Here is a 16,037-nt window from a genome sequence, read left to right on the forward strand (position 1 = left end):
TAGGGTGCCGCCGGGTTCGCATGCGGGCAAGCATTTTCCCCTTACTCCCCTACTCCCAGCTCTTCAAATCTCAGAAAATACGGCCTTCCGGCGGCGAGGCTGACCATCGGCTGCGCCTCGGCCAGGCTTTCCTTCGGCAAAACGAAACTTTCCGCGATCTCGACGCGCGTTCCCGCCTGCGGGCGTGTCAAGCTTACCGATCCGCAGGTCTCGGGAATGGCGACGTTGCGCTGCAAGCCACGCAGCTCCCGCGGCCGCATGAAGGAGGGCAGCCATCTGCGCCCTTCCGCGTCGGTCAGGGCGATGGCGCATGGAAGCCGCGCGAACGCATCGGGATCGCGGATCACCGCCTCGAACTCGACCAGCACCACGGCGCTGCCGTCCGGCCTGTCGACGACACGGGTCGACCGGAGCAGGCGCCAGTCGGCGCCCGCATAGGAGGCGGACTGGCCGGCCTCCACGCGCCGCTCGACGAGATCGCTCACCCGCCACCATTCGAGCGCCGTTTCCCAGGAATGCACGACCAGCGCCACCGCGACGACGAAGGGCAGCGCCAGCAGGCTGAGGCGGCGGGTGCGGCGCGCGCCGGCGGAGATCGGAGCAAGGGCGGCGGCGCGGTCAGTCATCGGCCGTCAGCACGAGCTCGCCCTGCAGCGGGAGGGTGTCGATGCCGTCCATGTGAAACGCGAATTCGGTGTCGAGCGGCGCGAACTCGGTGCGCGCGATCAGCACGGTGCCGCCCGCGAGTTGGTCCCGTGGCAGTTCGAACAGGATGAACCCGCGCTTCGGCAGGCCCGGCTCCAGGCGCTGCAGCGACAGCATGCCGGGATAGGTCGAGGGCCGCTTGCTGGCGGCATAGCGTGCGCCGTTCGGCGCCTGCCAGCTCGCGGCGATAATCGAGACGCTCTCGGTCGTGGCCTCCGCCGAGACCTCGAGCAGGGCCCAGACACCGTTGGTCGTCAGCGTCTGGCGTCGCCCGTAGGCCTCGTAGACGAGATCGCGGCCGAGGCGGACCGACTCGGCCCGGATGTCGAACTGCCGTCCCGTCAGGCGCTCGCCGAGCTTGCCGGACACCGTGATCGGCCGCGTGATGTCGGCATAGCCGGGCGCGGTGCGCTGCATCACGGCAAGCGCAAGGACCGCCAGCACCAGGGCGGCGGCCGGCTTCAGGATGCTCATTGCGCCGCCACCGTCTTGACCGGCAGGTCGACCGCCGCCGCCGGATCGGCCGGGAACCAGCCGGGGGCGCCGTAAAGGTTGTCGCGGCGCTTGTGAAGCTGACCGGCGAAGGTCACGCGCAGGGTTTGCGGCACCGCCCTGCCCTCGGGCCATTTCCAGGCCGCCACCACGTCTTCCGGCATGTCGGGATGCAGATCGAAGACCATGGCGCCGTCACGCGCGAGCAGATAGGTGGGAGCTTCCAGGCCGTCCGCGGGAAGATCGAGCGAGGCGACGCTCACATAGGCGTTGCTCGACGCCGCCGACAGGTTGGTGAAGCGCAGGCGCACGAAGAGCAGGTCCTGCCGGTCGAGGTAAACGGCGGCCTTCGGGTTGGCCGGCTTGAAGCCGGCGCCTGTCGCCGCAACGCGCCAGCGCCCGGTATCGACCTCCTCGCCCGCGCCGACGATCTTCAGCGGTGCCGGCTGCGACGCCGCCATCACCGCCAGTCCCAGCGAGAGGCCTGCCGCGACCGACGCACCCAGTCCGGCGACGATCCACGAAACGGTGCGCCGCTTGAGAGCCGAGAATCCGCTCATGCCAGGCTGTCTAGCATCGTCTGGGACGGTCGGCCACCCGCTGCAATCGTCAGTTGCCCTGCCTCCTGCCGCCGACTGACATGCGTGGTGGCGGCGGCGCGCACGGTAGCGACAGGCAAGTTTGCTCTTTCCTTGAGGCCGGCAGTCGCTAAGAGACGATGTTCAGCACGGCATCAGCGGCGGCGGACATTCCCATGGGCACATCGCACCTCTTCGATCTCAGCGGCCGCAAGGCCATCGTCACCGGCGCCAGCCGCGGGCTGGGACAGGCGATAGCGGAGGCGCTGGCGTCGGCCGGCGCCGAGATCGCGATCAGCGCGCGCGACGTCGCCTCGCTCGAGGAGACCCGCGGCCGCATCGAGGCGGCGGGCGGCAAGGCCGAAGGATTTGCGCTCGACGTGCGCGATGCGATGGCCTGCGGCGAGGCGATCGCGGCGGCAGCGGATGCGCTCGGCGGGCTGGACATCCTCATCAACAATGCCGGCTACGAGGAAATCCGCCCGTCGCTGGAGGTCGACGAGGCGTTGTGGGAGCGGATCGTCTCCACCAATCTGAAGGGCGCCTTCTTCTGCGCGCAGGCGGCGGCGCGCAGAATGGCGCAGCACAAGCGCGGCGCCATCGTCAATCTCTGCTCGCTCACCTCCTATGTCGGCGTGCCGACGGCCGTGCCATACGGCTCGTCGAAGACCGGCCTGCTGGGGATGACCCGCGCGCTCGCCGTCGAATGGGCGCCGCTCGGCATCCGCGTCAATGCCATCGCGCCGGGTTATTTCCGCACCGCCATGACGGATGTGTTCTACGAGGACGAGGCCTGGCAGGAACGCATGCTGGCCAGGATTCCGCAGCAGCGCTTCGGAAAGATGGAGGACGTGGCCGGCTCCGTGCTGTTCCTGGCGAGCGACGCGTCGGCCTATGTGACCGGCCACTGCATCCCGGTCGACGGCGGCTTCCTGGCTTCGATCTGACGCGGCGAAAATGTCGCTTCCTTGTGAAAGCCAGCCGGGCGAAAGCCGCTTGCCCTGCCGATTTGTATATGGTTGTCTATACCACTTAAGGCCTCGTGAACGACGCGGCCCAAGGGGAACGGAATGCGACATGTTGGCGGGGAAGCCGTGGCTGCAGGGACGGCCGCCGAAGCGGCGGTCGCGGTGTCCGTCCAGAACGTGAGCATGAACTATGACGGTTTTCTCGCCGTCGACGACGCCTCCTTCGACCTGCCCAAAGGCAAGTTCCTCACCATTCTCGGCCCCTCCGGCTCCGGCAAGACGACGCTGCTGCGGCTGATCGCCGGCTTCCAGCGGCCGACGAGCGGCGAGATCGTCATCAATGGCGAGAAGGTCAGCGCCGTGCCGCCGCACAGGCGCTCGATCGGCATGGTGTTCCAACGACTGGCGCTTTTCCCGCATATGACGGCGGCGGAAAACGTCGCCTTTCCGCTGAAGATGCGGCGCCATGATGCACGCGGCATACCGGAGAAGGTGGAGCGCTATCTCGAGCTGGTGAAGCTCCACGGGCTGGGGGCGCGTCGGGTGCATGAGCTGTCCGGCGGCCAGCAGCAGCGGGTGGCGATTGCGCGGGCGCTGGTGTTCGAGCCCGACCTGCTGCTGCTCGACGAGCCGCTCGCCGCTCTCGACCGCAAGCTGCGGGAGGAGATGCAGCTCGAATTCCGGCGCATCCAGCGTGAGCTCGGCGTGACCACGATCAACGTCACCCACGACCAGCGCGAGGCGCTGGTGGTCTCCGACGAGATCATCGTCATGGAGGGCGGCAGGATCCAGCAGAAGGCGCGGCCGGCGGAAACCTATCGGCAGCCATCCAACGCCTTCGTCGCCAACTTCATCGGCGTCACCAACTTCATTCGCGGCAAGGTCCGCCTGGTCGCCGGCCACGAGGTGATGCTGGAGCAAGGCGGCCTCGCCGTTTCCGGCGTGCTCGCCGACCAACGCCGGCAGCCCAAGGCGGGCGATATCGCCTCCGGCGCCATCCGCGCCGAGCAGATCCGCCTCTCGGCCGACAGCAAGACCCTGTCGGAGCTCGACACGGTCGTGGAGGCGATCGTCGCCGATGCCATATTCGAAGGCGAGCGGGTGGTCTACGAGGCGCGGGTGGCGGCGCTCGGCGACGCCGTCATCCGCGTCTTCGACCATGACCCGGCCGGCCATACGGAATTCGAGCCGGGTGCCACCGTGCATCTCGGCTGGAATAGACGGGATGTCCTCGTGTTCAACGACTAGGACCACCCAAGACTTCAACCGGACCGGCACCGCCGGATTCCGAGACATGCAAAGCCGGCACAACCGGCGAACCAGAGGAGAGAACGGACATGACAGGAAAACTGCTTACTTTCGAACTCAGCCGCAGGCGGCTTCTGCAAAGCGCCGCAGCCGCCGGCGCCGCCGCGGGGCTGTCGTCGCTGCCGCTAAGCCGCGCCTTCGCGCAGGAACCGGAAAAGCCCAAGGAGATCATCGTGCGCGCCTGGGGCGGCAGCTGGGTCGACAGCCTGAAGGCCGGCGTCTCCGACAGCTTTACCGCCAAGACCGGCATCGCTGTGCGCCACGACCTGACCGAGGACAACGAGATCCAGCCCAAGGTCTGGGCCGCCGTCGCCCAGGGGCGCGTGCCGCCGATCCACATCAACTGGGACACGACGACCAACGCCACCAAATCCGCCCTGCGCGGCGTGACGGAAGACCTGTCCGACCTGCCCAACCTCAAGAACACCACGGAACTGGCGAAGCCGGTCGGGCTCGACGGCTACCCGATCGTCAACACCTATGGCTACGTCTACGTGCTGGCCTACCGGCCGGAGGCTTTCCCGGACGGCCCGCCGAAGTCCTGGAAGGCGCTGCTGGAGCCAAAATTCAAGGGCCGCATCGCGCTCTACAATGACGGCATCGGCTTCCACTTCCCGGCGCAGGTGGCCGGCGGTGGCAAGCTGGAGGACATTCCCGGCAACATGCAGCCGGCCTGGGACTTCATCGCCGAGGTGAAGAAGCAGCAGCCGCTGCTGGGCGAGGACCCGGACTTCACCACCTGGTTCCAGAAGGGCGAGATCGACGCGGCCTGCACCATCTCGACCAATGCGCGCGAGGCCAAGAAGAACGGCATAGACGTCGCCTGGGTGGTGCCCGAGGAAGGCGCCAAGTTCGACACCGACGGGCTGTGGATCCCGAAGGGCCTGCCGGAGAACGAGCTTTACTGGGCCAAGCAGTACATCGACCATGCGCTGACGCCGGAAGCGCAGCAGGTCTGGCTCGACGGCCTCGGCCTGCCGGGTGTCGTGCCCGGGCTCAAGCCGCCGGCCGACCTGGTCAACGATCCGTCCTACCCGACCAAGGCGGCGGACTTCGACAAGCTCATCCGCATCTCGTCCAAGATCCAGGTCGAGAACGAGAGCGACTGGTTCGGCAAGTTCAAGGCGATCATGCAGGGCTGATACCGACGGCCGTCATGATTGAGCACTTCACCCCCTCAGGCCCTTCGGGCCGCCTCCCCCATCGAGGGGGAGGGTAATCGCATATGGCAACCGGCAAGGAATTCGGTGGCCTCACACCCCCACCCCTAACCCCTCCCCGCAAGGGGGAGGGGAACTTTGCGGCCGCCATGCCGCGCGAAACCGTTGACGATTGGCGACTGGCGGAGATGCCAGCTTGTCCCCCTCCCCCTTGTGGGGAGGGGCTAGGGGCGGGGGTAGGTTCATATGCGATTGCCCTGCATCGAAGGGGAGGAGGACGGAGAATCTGGCGCCTCTCGCTCCCCCCGATGCCGAGCGAAGCGAGGCGGGTGGGGTGGCCAGACGGCGAGCCAAAGCGAACCACCAAGGGCCTTTCGCCGCGTCCGGCTTTCGGGCGTGGCGGCGGCGCCCCTCGCGGCGGCGCCGTGCAACCCGGGGATATTTGAATGCGAGCGGCGCGAACCGCCTATCCGCTGACATGGCGTGTCATGGACGCCCTGGAGGCCGTCGCCGCCGCCATCTGGCCGGCGCGCCTCCACCGCGCCTTGCCATGGCTGATGCTGGCGCCGGCGCTGCTGCTGGTGGGACTGCTCGTGCTGGGCCTGATCCAGATCGCCGACACCAGCCTGCGTACGCTGGACACCACCACCTTCCTCCTGTCGGAGCATTATACGCTCGCCAACTACCGGCGGGCGGTGACGGAATCGCTGTTCGCCACGGTTGCCACCCGCAGCCTCGCCGGCTCGCTCATCGTCACGGTGGTGACGCTCGTCTTCGCCTTCCCCTATGCCTATGTGATGGTGCGCACGCCCTCGGCGCTGCTGAGAAAGCTGCTGCTGATCGCGCTGTTCCTGCCCTTCTTCATCGGCCAGGTGGTGCGCGCCTATGGCTGGCTGATCATCCTCGGCAACCAGGGCATGGTGAACGAGGCGCTGGGGCTGGTCGGCGTCGCGCCGATCCGGCTGCTCTACAACTATCCCGCCGTGCTGTTCGGCCTGGTGCAGTACATGCTGCCCTTCGCCGTGCTGATGCTGGCGCCGGCGCTGACGGCAATCTCGGAAGAGCTCGAGCTTGCCGCCGGCTCGCTCGGCGCGGGATGGGTGCGCACCTTCCTCTATATCGTGCTGCCCCTCGCCCGTCCGGGCCTGATCGGCGCCGGCATCGTGGTGCTGACGCTGTCGCTCACCGATTTCGCCATGCCGGCGATCCTCGGCGGCGGCAGCCAGGATTTCATCGCCAACGCCATCTACGACCAGTTCTTCCGCACCTCCGACCAGGGTCTCGGCTCGACGCTGGCGCTGCTGCTGGTGGGCATCGGGTCACTGCTCGTCGGCGTCGTCTTCACGCTGTTCGGCGCCGGCACGCTGGCCATGGGAAGGACGCGGCGATGACGGGCGCGGCCGGCAAGCAGGTTTTTCTCTGGACCTTCGTCATCGCCGTGCTGGTGATGCTGTCGGCGCCGACCGTCGTGGTGCTCGGCGCCTCCTTCACCGCCGGCAACATCATCACCTTCCCGCCGGAAGGCCTGTCGCTCAGATGGTATGCCCGGATCGCCGGCGCGACCGACCTGCGCGACGCCTTCCTGCGCTCGCTCTACGTGGCGACGATCTGCACGCTGGTCGCCATTCCCGTCGGCACGCTGGCCGGCATCGCGCTGTCGAAATACGCGGTGCGTTTCGAGAAGACGATCCAGATCTACCTGCTGCTGCCCTTCACCATTCCGCTGATCGGCTCCGGCATCGGGCTGATGCTGGTGTTCGGCGAGGCGCGGCTGCTCGGCCAGCTCTGGCCGGTGGGCGTGGCCTGCTGCGTCATCAACCTGCCCTTCATGATCTGGGCGGTGATGGCGAGCGCGGCCCGGCTCGACCCCGACCTCGAGCTTGCCGCGGCCAATTGCGGAGCGCCGCCGCTCTCCACCTTCTTCCATGTGACGCTGCCCGCCGTCATGCCGGGCGTCATCTCGGGCGCGCTGCTGATGTTCATCCTGGCGCTCAACGAGTTCCTGGTGAGCCTGCTGCTGGTCGACGCGCGCATCGTCACCCTGCCGGTGCAGATCTACAACTCCATCCGCTCGATCATCACGCCCGACCTCGCGGCGATCTCGGTGGTCTTCATCGCCTGCGCGGGCGCCGCGGTGTTCCTGCTCGACCGGCTGGTCGGGCTCGACATCTTCCTCAAATCGAAATGACGGCCGGCTGGTCCGGTCGAACGGGATAGAACAATGGCCGACGTCTCCTTCCACGAACTCGCAAAGCTCGACGAGGCCGGCCGCGCCGCCCTGCTGCGCCGCTCCGAGACCGATCTCTCCGGCTTCATCGACAAGGTGAAGCCGATCATCGAGGCGGTGCGGACGCAGGGCGACGCCGCGCTGGTGCGCTTTGCCCGCGAGCTCGACAAGGCCGAGCTCGACGCCGGCCGGCTGAAGGCCAGCGAGACCGAGTTCGACGAGGCCTTCGGCAAGGTCGACGCCGAGGTCATCGGGGCCATCCGCTTCGGCATCGACAACATCCGCCGCTTCCACGAGGAGCAGAAGCCGGAGCCGATGTGGCTGAAGGAGATGCGGCCGGGCGCCTATGCCGGCGACCGCTTCACGCCGATCAAGTCGGTGGCGCTCTATGTGCCGCGCGGCAAGGGCGCCTTCCCGTCGGTGACCATGATGACGGCGGTGCCGGCCGTGGTGGCCGGCGTGCCGGACATCGCCATCGTCACGCCGCCGGCGCGGGACGGCTCGGTCGATGCCGCGACGCTGGTCGCCGCCCGCCTCGCCGGCGTCGAGACGGTCTACAAGGTGGGCGGCGCCCAGGCCGTGGCGGCCGTCGCCTACGGCACCGAGACTGTTAAACCGGCGCTGAAGATCGTCGGCCCCGGCAGCCCCTGGGTGGTGGCGGCCAAGCGGCTGCTTGCCGGGACGATCGACCCCGGCCTGCCGGCCGGCCCCTCCGAGGCCGTCATCTTCGCCGACGACACGGTGAAGGGTGGGCTGGCGGCGCTCGACCTGCTCATCGAGGCCGAGCACGGGCCCGATTCGTCAGCCTATCTCGTCACCCACAGCCGGCGCGTGGCGGAAGAGGCGCTGGCCGCCCTGCCCGAGCATTGGACGCGCATGACCGCGCAGCGCGTCGACTTCTCGAAAACCGTGCTGACCGGCAGCTATGGCGGCATCGTGCTGACGCAATCGGTCGAGGAGAGCTACCGCTTCGTCAACGACTATGCGCCGGAGCATCTGGAGATCCTGTCCACCGACCCTTTCGCGCATCTCGGCCACATCACCGAGGCGGCGGAGGTGCTGCTCGGCCCGCACACGCCTGTGTCGATCGCCAATTTCGGCCTCGGCCCCAACGCCGTGCTGCCGACGAGCCGCTGGGCGCGCAGCGTCGGGCCGCTGTCGGTCATGGACTTCGTCAAGCGCTCGTCGATCGGCTACGTCACCGCCTCGGCCTATCCGGAGTTCGCGAAAAACGCGTGGACGCTGGCGCGCTACGAGGGCTTTTCATCGCACGAGCACGCCGTCTCCGACGTGCGCAAGGCCTATCTCTGAGGGATTTTGCTCATGAAGGCTGCCAGGCTCTACGCGGCGGGCGATCTCAGGATCGAGGACATCGACCCGCCGGGCGCGCCGCAGCCGGGATGGGTGCGCCTGAAGGTGACGGCCGCCGGCATCTGCGGCTCCGACCTGCACAACTTCCGCACCGGGCAGTGGATCAGCCGCTCGCCGTCGGTCGCCGGGCACGAATTCGCCGGCACGGTAACGGCGCTCGGCGAAGGCGTCCGGGATTTCGCCCTCGGGGATCGCGTCGTGGCGGACAGTCGCTTCTGGTGCGGCGACTGCCCGGCTTGCCGCTCCGGCCGGCGCAATGTCTGCACAAAACTCGGCTTCGTCGGCGAGGTCTGCGACGGCGGTTTCGCCGAGGAGGTGTCGCTGCCGGCGCGGCTGCTGGTCAGGCACGATCCGAAACTCGACCCGGCCATCGCGGCGATGGCCGAGCCGCTGGTGGTGGCTCTGCATGCGGTGCGCCGGCAGAGGGTGCCGGCGGGCGAGCCGGTTCTGGTCGCCGGCTGCGGGCCGATCGGCGGGTTCGCGGCGCTGATCCTGTCACGGCTGCACGACGGGCCGGTTCTGGTGGCCGACCGTAATGTGCAGCGGGCGGAACTGGTAGCGCAGGTCACCGGCGCGGCGGTCGTCGGCCTCGACGGCGCGGCGATCCGCTCCGCGCTCGGCGACAAGGTCCTGCGCCACGCGCTGGACGCCACCGGCAATGTCGGCGTGCTCGAAACTTTGCTCGACCTGCTTTCCGGCGGCGGCTCGCTGGCGCTGGTCGGGATCAGCCACGGCACGATCCCGCTCGACCCCAACCTGCTGGTCGAGCGCGAGACCGCGCTGATCGGCTGCCACGCCTTCGCCGGCGAACTGCCGGAGGCCGTGGCGATGCTTCCAGACCTCGCGCCGTCGCTCGCCCGCCTCGTCGACCGGGAGATCGGCATCGACGACGTCCCCGCCGCCTATGCGCGGCTGCTCGCCGGCGAAAGCCACGGCCTGAAGACGATCCTGCGGATGCCGGGAGGCGAGCCATGAAGGACGGCGACGGACCGGGCGGCAGCCCGGCGGGGACGACGGCGCTGCCCGCCAGCGCCAGCCCGCTCTACGAGCAGGTCAAGGCCTATGTGCTGGCCAATATCGGCAGCGGCAAGTGGGGCCGCGACCACAAGCTGCCGTCGGAGAACGAGCTCGTCGCCTCGCTCGGCGTCTCGCGCATGACCGTGCACCGGGCGCTCAGGGAACTCACCTCGGAAGGCTACCTGCTGCGCGTGCAGGGCGTCGGCACCTTCGTCGCCCCGCCGAAGCCGCGCTCGGCGCTGGTCGAGATCAACAACATCGCCAACGAGATCCGCGCGCGCAACGCCCGCCACCGGGCGAGCGTCATCGTGCTGGAGACGATCGCGCCGTCGGCCGACCTCGTCGCCGCCTTCGAATTCGCGAGAAGCGCGCCGGTCGGCCACTCGGTCATCGTCCACTACGAGAACGACGCGCCCGTCCAGCTCGAGGAGCGGTTCGTCAACCTGGGGCTCGTGCCGGACTACGACAAGCAGGATTTCGAGGCGGTCACCACCTACGACTATCTGCAGCAGAGCACGCCGCTGACCGAGGTGGAGCACGTCATCTCCGCCATTCCCGCCGACGAGGAGACGGCGCGGCTGCTGGCTCTCGAACCGGGCGACCCCTGCCTGCTGCTGCATCGCCGCACCTGGTCGGGCAAGACCATCGCGACCGTCAACCGGCTGGTCTACGCCGGCAGCCGCTGCTCGCTGGGCAGCCGCTACTCGCCGTCGGCGGTGCGCTGAAGCATATCGGCGCCCAGGGGACTTGTCGCCTATGGCAAGTGGCGCGGAATTTGGATGGCTCCGTACCCCCACCCCTAACCCCTCCCCACAAGGGGGAGGGGGACTTTGCGGCCGCTACGCAGCGCAAAACCGCCGACGATTGGCGCCTAGCGGAAGCGCAAGCCAGTCCCCCTCCACCTTGTAGGGAGGGGTTAGGGGTGGGGGTAACGGCAGGCGCGGGATGGCCGTCTGACAGTCGCAGGTAAGATTCCTATGAGAATTTAATGTCTTAGCGATTGGAGGCATCTCGAATACAAATTTCGCGGTGGCTACCTTCCAGCCTGCACAGCGACGAGACTGTCAGCCAGGCGTCGCCCCACGGAAGGAACCACAGTCACCGCGACGCCGCGCGCACCATCTCCCCTGCTCTTGCTGGGTGATGCTGGCCTGCGCCGTCGGTGCATCGGTCGAGACACCATGCGAAACTCTTCTCTGCAGTTTGAAGCCGCCGCTCAGCGTTTTCTGGTCGGCCGGGATTTCGACGGGCGCTGGGTCGCCCGCGACGAGCAGGGCCACACCGGCGGCGTCTTCGTCGACAGGGCCGCCGCCATCCATTTTGCCTTGGCGGAAAGCAACCGTCGGCCGGGCGCCATAAGACTCGTTCCCGCGCTCAGTCTTTTCAACTGACGAAACTCCCAAAGCCGTCTTGCTGCGCCGCCGCCGCGATCGAAAATGCCGCCGGCGCCGCCATGGAAACAGAGCTCGGAGGTTTTCCCCATGGAACCCGAACACATCAAAAGCCGGCTGAAGGGAGCGATGACGGCCCTCGTCACTCCCTTCAGCAAAAGCGAGGTCGACCTGGACGGCCTGGCCAGGCTCGTGCGCTGGCAGGTCGACGGCGGCATCGACGGGCTTGTTCCCTGCGGCACCACCGGCGAGGCCCCTACCCTGTCCCCGGAAGAGCGGCTGGCGGTCATCCGCACCTGCGTCGACGCCGCCAGCGGCAAGGTGCCGGTCGTCGCCGGGACCGGGTCGAACGGCACCGATGCGACCATCGCGGCCACCGCGGCGGCGGAGGCGGCCGGGGCGGACGCGGCGCTCGTGGTCACGCCCTATTACAACAAGCCCACCCAAGAAGGGCTTTTCCGCCACTTCGAGGCGGTCGCGCGCGCGGTCAGCATTCCGATCATCGCCTACAACGTCCCCTCGCGCACCGGCGTCGATCTCCTGCCGGCGACCGTCGAACGCCTGGCTGATGTTCCCGGGATCGTCGGTCTCAAGGACGCGACGGGCGATCTGAGCCGGCCGCAGAGATTCCCGGCAACCCTGCGCGACAGGTTCCTGCTGTTTTCCGGACACGACGCGACCGCGTTCGGCTTCAACACGATGGGCGGCAGCGGCACCATATCGGTGGTGGCGAACGTCGCCCCTCGGCTCTGCGCCGACATGCACGACGCCTGCCGCAACGGGGATCACCACAGCGCCAGGATGATCCACCGCAGCCTGCGGCCGATGATCGCCGCGCTGGAACTGGAGACCAACCCGATCCCGGTGAAATACGCGCTGCAGCTGATGCTGGGACTGAAATCGGATGTCCGCCTGCCGCTGACCGATGTGCTCCCGGAAACCCGGGAGGCGGTCCGCGCCGCCATCCTCGCGCTGGTCGCCGAGATGCATGAGGCCCGGCAGGCGGACCGGGTCGCCTGAACGGACGATCGGCCCTCCTGCCGCGCTACTAGAGAAGCTATCATGGTCGCCGGCGACAGCCGACGGCCATACGCTCATTTGCGGACACCCCGCTAACGAGATTTCGTGCTCATATTGAATGAATTGAACGTTTGTTTTATTATTGTCCGACAGTGGAGGAGCACTTGGCCCGCACCGTCGGATCGGATGGCGAGAGGACGCAGGCGGCGACGCGCGAAGCGGCGGCGGCGCTGATTGCGCGCCACGGCTACGAGGCGATGTCGATGCGCCAGCTGGCGGCGGAAGTCGGCGTGCAGGCGGCGGCGCTCTACCGTTATTTCCCGACCAAGGAGGACCTGCTTTATTCGCTGATGCGCGAGCATATGGACGGGCTGATCGAAAGCTGGAAGGCCGCCCGCCCGGCCGCCCTCGGCCCGGCGGCGCGGCTGGAGCATTTCGTCGCCAACCACATCGCCTTCCATGTGGCGCGACGGCACTCCACCCACGTCTCCAACATGGAGCTGCGCAGCCTGTCGCGCGAGCGGCTGAGCCAGGTCCTCAAACTGCGGACGGCCTACGAGAAGGAGCTGCGCCGCATCCTGCGCGACGGCGCCGAGGACGGTGCCTTCCGCATCGACGACGTGGCGCTGACGGCCATGGCGATCATCCAGATGATCACCGGCGTCATCGTCTGGTTCCGGCCGGACGAGCGGCTGTCCGTCGAAGAAGTGACCAGAAACTATCTTACCATGACGATGCGCCTGGTCGGCGCCAACGCGAAGCAGGAGGAGCGCCATGTACGAGACCGTGCTGAATTTCGGGCAGGGTGAGGAGATCGATGCGCTGCGCGACATGGTGCGGCGCTTCGCCCAGGACAGGATCGCGCCGCTCGCGGCCGAGATCGACCGCTCCAATCAGTTCCCGATGCATCTGTGGCAGGAACTCGGCGGGCTCGGCCTGCTCGGCGTCACGGCCGATCCGGACCATGGCGGCTCGGGCATGAGCTATCTCGCCCACGTCGTCGCCATGGAGGAGATTTCCCGCGCTTCCGCCTCGGTAGGCCTCTCCTACGGCGCCCATTCCAACCTCTGCGTCAACCAGCTCAACCGCTGGGGCACGGCGGAGCAGAAGGCGAAATACCTGCCGGACCTGTGCGCCGGTACCACGGTCGGCGCGCTCGCCATGTCGGAGACCGGCGCCGGCTCCGACGTCGTGTCGATGAAGCTCGCCGCCGAGAAGCGCAACGACCGCTACGTGCTCAACGGCTCGAAGATGTGGATCACCAACGGGCCGGACGCGGGCACGCTGCTGGTCTATGCCAAGACCGAGCCGACCATGGGCTCGCGCGGCATCACCGCCTTCATCATCGAGCGCAGCATGAAGGGTTTTTCCGTCGCGCAAAAGCTCGACAAGCTCGGCATGCGCGGCTCCAACACCGGCGAGCTGGTGTTCGAGGACGTCGAGGTGCCTTACGAGAACGTGCTCCACCAGGGAGGCAAGGGCGTCGAGGTGCTGATGTCCGGCCTCGACTACGAGCGCGTGGTGCTGGCCGGCGGGCCGCTCGGCATCATGGCGGCCTGCCTCGACGTGGCGGTGCCCTATGTGCGCGAGCGCCGCCAGTTCGGCCAGGCGATCGGCGACTTCCAGCTCGTCCAGGGCAAGCTCGCCGACATGTATGTGACGATGAACGCGGCGCGCGCCTATGTCTATGCGATCGCCGCCGCCTGCGACCGCGGCGAGACCACCCGCAAGGACGCCGCCGGCTGCATCCTGTTTGCCGCCGAGCGCGCCACGCTGATGGCGCTCGACGCCATCCAGCTTCTCGGCGGCAACGGCTACATGAACGAATTCCCCACCGGCCGGCTTTTGCGCGACGCGAAACTCTACGAGATCGGCGCCGGCACCAGCGAGATCCGGCGCTGGCTGATCGGCCGCGAGATCATGGCAGAAGGGAGCTGAAGGGGGGGGTGCCATTTCTGCCATGATTTGGCAGATCGGCGCAGATATGGCATTCTTCCCTCCATATGACAGGAGGCCGCAATGCCCGGGCCGAAGGGCTTTTCCGAGGATCAGCAACCGTATGAAGGCGCCGGCGCGCTGCAATCCGTAGCGCATGCGAGACTGAAGATCGACAGTGCGGGCCGCATCGTCATCCCCGCCGAAATGCGCGCAGCAATGATGGTGAAGCCCGGGGATACCGTGACGGCGGAAGTCGTGGAAGGTGAATTCCGCATCGTGTCGCCGGATGTGGCCGTCCGGCGCGCACAGGCGTTCGCCAACAAGTTCAAGGCGGATCATCCGGGTATAAGTGTGGTCGACGAATTGATCGCGGAGCGGCGAGAAGAGGCACGCAAGGATCTCGAGGAAGCCAACGCCTGGCGTGCCACGCGCGGTTTGCCGCCCCTCGAATGACGGTCCGGGTCCTCGATTCCTCGGTCATTCTCGCAATCGTCTTCGGAGAGCGGGGACGCGAAGAGGCCGTCCGGCTGTCGAGAGGTGCGCTGATCAGCAGCGTCAACGTCGGGGAGATCGTAACCAAATGCCTGGAGAAGGCCGAATCTGAACAGGCCGCTCTCGATTACATGAAGAACAGCAACATAATCGTGGTCGGCTTCGACTTCGACGATGCCAGGCTGGCCGGGCAACTGAGCGCCCGCACGCCCAAAGGCGTCCTGTCACTCGGCGACCGCGCCTGCCTCGCCACCGCGGTCCGGGCCGGCGCCGCCGCCGTCACGGCGGACCGCATATGGGCGCAGCTCGATCTCCCCTGCCCTGTCGAGCTGATCCGCTAAACCTCCCAGGCGAGCGCGAGGCCGGTGTAGTTCGATGCCATCGCGATCAACTGCCCCCGGCCCGACAGCGTCGCATAGGCGGTCCGGCGGTCCGGCCCGCCGAAGCAGACATTGGTCGTCATCGGATCGCCCGTCATGATCTGTTCCAGCATGGCGCCGGCCGGGCTGATCACCGTGATGCAGCCGGTGCTCAGCGTCGCCACATGAATGTTGCCGGCCGCATCGACGGCCAGGCTGTCGAGCCGCTGGTGGCCGGGCAGGCCGCAGACCAGCCGCCCGCCATGCGGCGCCAGGTTGGAATGGCGCGGCGCCAAGCCGGGCTCCCTCAGGTCGAAGGCCCAGAGCCGGCCGCTCTCCGTCTCGGCCACATAGACCGTGCCGCCGTCCGGCGACAGGCCGACGCCGTTCGGCATCAGCAGGGGATAGGCGACCTCGACGATGCGCGAGCCGTCGGCCAGCGCATAATAGAGCCCGCCGTTCATGCGGTGACGCGGGTAAAGTTTTCCGAAATCGGTGAAATAGAAGCCGCCGTGCCGGTCGAAGACGAGATCGTTCGGCCCGACCAGCCGGTGCTCGCCGCAATGCGTGTAGAGGACTTTTCGCGCGCCCGTCGTCGGGTCCAACCGCTCGATCCAGCCGCCGGCATAACCTTCCGGCACGCCAGGTTTCACACGGCTCAACCCCTCGATCTCCTGGAACAGAAAGCCGCCATTGTTGCAGATGTAGAGGCAGCCGTCCGGACCGACCGCCAGGCCGTTCGGGCCGCCGTCGAGCTCCGCCACGATCGAGACTGCTCCACCCGCAGCCACTTTGGTGATCGTCCTGCGCTGGATTTCCACCAGCAGCACCGAGCCGTCGGAACAGGCGACCGGGCCTTCCGGAAAGAGCAGCCCTTCGGCCAGGATGGTGTGGTCAGGCAAATCGAATCCCCCTCTCGCCTCGGCGGTTCTTGGCGAGCCAGCTATAGCTTCGCCGTCTACCGGCAGTCGAGGGTGAAGCGCGGCCGGGTGTCCGCGCGCCGACGTCTTG

General features: G+C 67.7%; 18 protein-coding genes. 14 read left to right on the forward strand and 4 right to left on the reverse strand.

What is annotated here, in order from left to right; translation table 11 throughout:
* Window positions 1-41 precede the first annotated feature (41 nt).
* From AC5JDC_RS22720 to AC5JDC_RS22730, 3 genes are read right to left on the reverse strand one after another with little or no spacing between them, the layout of a single operon-like run.
* Window positions 42-626: a hypothetical protein gene (locus AC5JDC_RS22720; RefSeq protein WP_495844812.1), complete on the reverse strand. Its 585-nt coding sequence runs from the start codon at window positions 624-626 to the stop codon at window positions 42-44.
* Entirely contained in the window at window positions 619-1,179 is a 561-nt protein-coding gene (locus AC5JDC_RS22725) for a hypothetical protein (RefSeq protein WP_495844813.1), read from the reverse strand. The genes AC5JDC_RS22720 and AC5JDC_RS22725 overlap by 8 nt, the downstream gene beginning before the upstream one ends.
* Complete coding sequence (locus AC5JDC_RS22730; RefSeq protein ID WP_495844815.1) at window positions 1,176-1,757, reverse strand: hypothetical protein; 582 nt, start codon at window positions 1,755-1,757, stop codon at window positions 1,176-1,178. The genes AC5JDC_RS22725 and AC5JDC_RS22730 overlap by 4 nt, the downstream gene beginning before the upstream one ends.
* 194 nt (window positions 1,758-1,951) lie before the next feature.
* Here AC5JDC_RS22730 and AC5JDC_RS22735 point away from each other — a divergent pair, with 194 nt between their 5' ends.
* The 14 genes from AC5JDC_RS22735 (at window position 1,952) to AC5JDC_RS22800 (ending at window position 15,008) form a co-directional block, all read left to right on the forward strand.
* The gene (locus tag AC5JDC_RS22735) at window positions 1,952-2,722 is read left to right on the forward strand and encodes an SDR family NAD(P)-dependent oxidoreductase (protein WP_106770302.1); all 771 of its coding nucleotides are present in this window, start codon (window positions 1,952-1,954) and stop codon (window positions 2,720-2,722) included.
* A 123-nt stretch (window positions 2,723-2,845) separates the two neighbouring features.
* Window positions 2,846-3,991: an ABC transporter ATP-binding protein gene (locus tag AC5JDC_RS22740; RefSeq protein WP_495844817.1), complete on the forward strand. Its 1,146-nt coding sequence runs from the start codon at window positions 2,846-2,848 to the stop codon at window positions 3,989-3,991.
* 89 nt (window positions 3,992-4,080) lie between these two features.
* Window positions 4,081-5,193: an ABC transporter substrate-binding protein gene (locus AC5JDC_RS22745; RefSeq protein WP_495844819.1), complete on the forward strand. Its 1,113-nt coding sequence runs from the start codon at window positions 4,081-4,083 to the stop codon at window positions 5,191-5,193.
* 464 nt (window positions 5,194-5,657) lie between these two features.
* Complete coding sequence (locus AC5JDC_RS22750) at window positions 5,658-6,602, forward strand: ABC transporter permease (RefSeq protein WP_495844822.1); 945 nt, start codon at window positions 5,658-5,660, stop codon at window positions 6,600-6,602.
* The gene (locus AC5JDC_RS22755; RefSeq protein ID WP_495844824.1) at window positions 6,599-7,399 is read left to right on the forward strand and encodes an ABC transporter permease; all 801 of its coding nucleotides are present in this window, start codon (window positions 6,599-6,601) and stop codon (window positions 7,397-7,399) included. Before AC5JDC_RS22750 ends, AC5JDC_RS22755 begins: the two co-directional genes overlap by 4 nt.
* Window positions 7,400-7,432: 33 nt before the next feature.
* Window positions 7,433-8,749 (forward strand): histidinol dehydrogenase, encoded by a 1,317-nt coding sequence (gene hisD, locus AC5JDC_RS22760; RefSeq protein WP_495844826.1) that lies wholly within the window; start codon window positions 7,433-7,435, stop codon window positions 8,747-8,749.
* A gap of 12 nt (window positions 8,750-8,761) precedes the next feature.
* On the forward strand, window positions 8,762-9,784 hold the full coding sequence (locus AC5JDC_RS22765; protein WP_495844828.1) for a zinc-dependent alcohol dehydrogenase: 1,023 nt from the start codon (window positions 8,762-8,764) through the stop codon (window positions 9,782-9,784).
* A complete protein-coding gene (gene hutC, locus AC5JDC_RS22770) occupies window positions 9,781-10,551 on the forward strand; it encodes a histidine utilization transcriptional repressor HutC (RefSeq protein ID WP_495844830.1) in 771 nt (256 codons plus the stop codon). Before AC5JDC_RS22765 ends, hutC begins: the two co-directional genes overlap by 4 nt.
* Window positions 10,552-11,007: 456 nt before the next feature.
* Window positions 11,008-11,217 carry a hypothetical protein gene (locus AC5JDC_RS22775; protein ID WP_495844832.1) on the forward strand — a complete coding sequence of 70 codons (210 nt, stop codon included), beginning with the start codon at window positions 11,008-11,010 and terminating at the stop codon, window positions 11,215-11,217.
* Window positions 11,218-11,307: 90 nt separating this feature from the next.
* The gene (gene dapA, locus AC5JDC_RS22780) at window positions 11,308-12,237 is read left to right on the forward strand and encodes a 4-hydroxy-tetrahydrodipicolinate synthase (RefSeq protein WP_495844834.1); all 930 of its coding nucleotides are present in this window, start codon (window positions 11,308-11,310) and stop codon (window positions 12,235-12,237) included.
* A 164-nt stretch (window positions 12,238-12,401) separates the two neighbouring features.
* Entirely contained in the window at window positions 12,402-13,046 is a 645-nt protein-coding gene (locus AC5JDC_RS22785; RefSeq protein ID WP_495844836.1) for a TetR/AcrR family transcriptional regulator, read from the forward strand.
* Window positions 13,012-14,175: an isovaleryl-CoA dehydrogenase gene (locus AC5JDC_RS22790; RefSeq protein WP_495844838.1), complete on the forward strand. Its 1,164-nt coding sequence runs from the start codon at window positions 13,012-13,014 to the stop codon at window positions 14,173-14,175. The genes AC5JDC_RS22785 and AC5JDC_RS22790 overlap by 35 nt, the downstream gene beginning before the upstream one ends.
* An 81-nt stretch (window positions 14,176-14,256) precedes the next feature.
* On the forward strand, window positions 14,257-14,628 hold the full coding sequence (locus AC5JDC_RS22795; protein ID WP_495844840.1) for an AbrB/MazE/SpoVT family DNA-binding domain-containing protein: 372 nt from the start codon (window positions 14,257-14,259) through the stop codon (window positions 14,626-14,628).
* Window positions 14,625-15,008 (forward strand): type II toxin-antitoxin system VapC family toxin, encoded by a 384-nt coding sequence (locus tag AC5JDC_RS22800; RefSeq protein ID WP_495844842.1) that lies wholly within the window; start codon window positions 14,625-14,627, stop codon window positions 15,006-15,008. Before AC5JDC_RS22795 ends, AC5JDC_RS22800 begins: the two co-directional genes overlap by 4 nt.
* On the opposite strand, the gene AC5JDC_RS22805 is transcribed toward AC5JDC_RS22800, so the two are convergent.
* Entirely contained in the window at window positions 15,005-15,928 is a 924-nt protein-coding gene (locus AC5JDC_RS22805) for an SMP-30/gluconolactonase/LRE family protein (RefSeq protein WP_495844844.1), read from the reverse strand. The two genes, AC5JDC_RS22800 and AC5JDC_RS22805, sit on opposite strands and share 4 nt — an antisense overlap.
* Between the last annotated feature and the right edge of the window lie 109 nt (window positions 15,929-16,037).

The organism is Kumtagia sp., assembly GCF_059502445.1.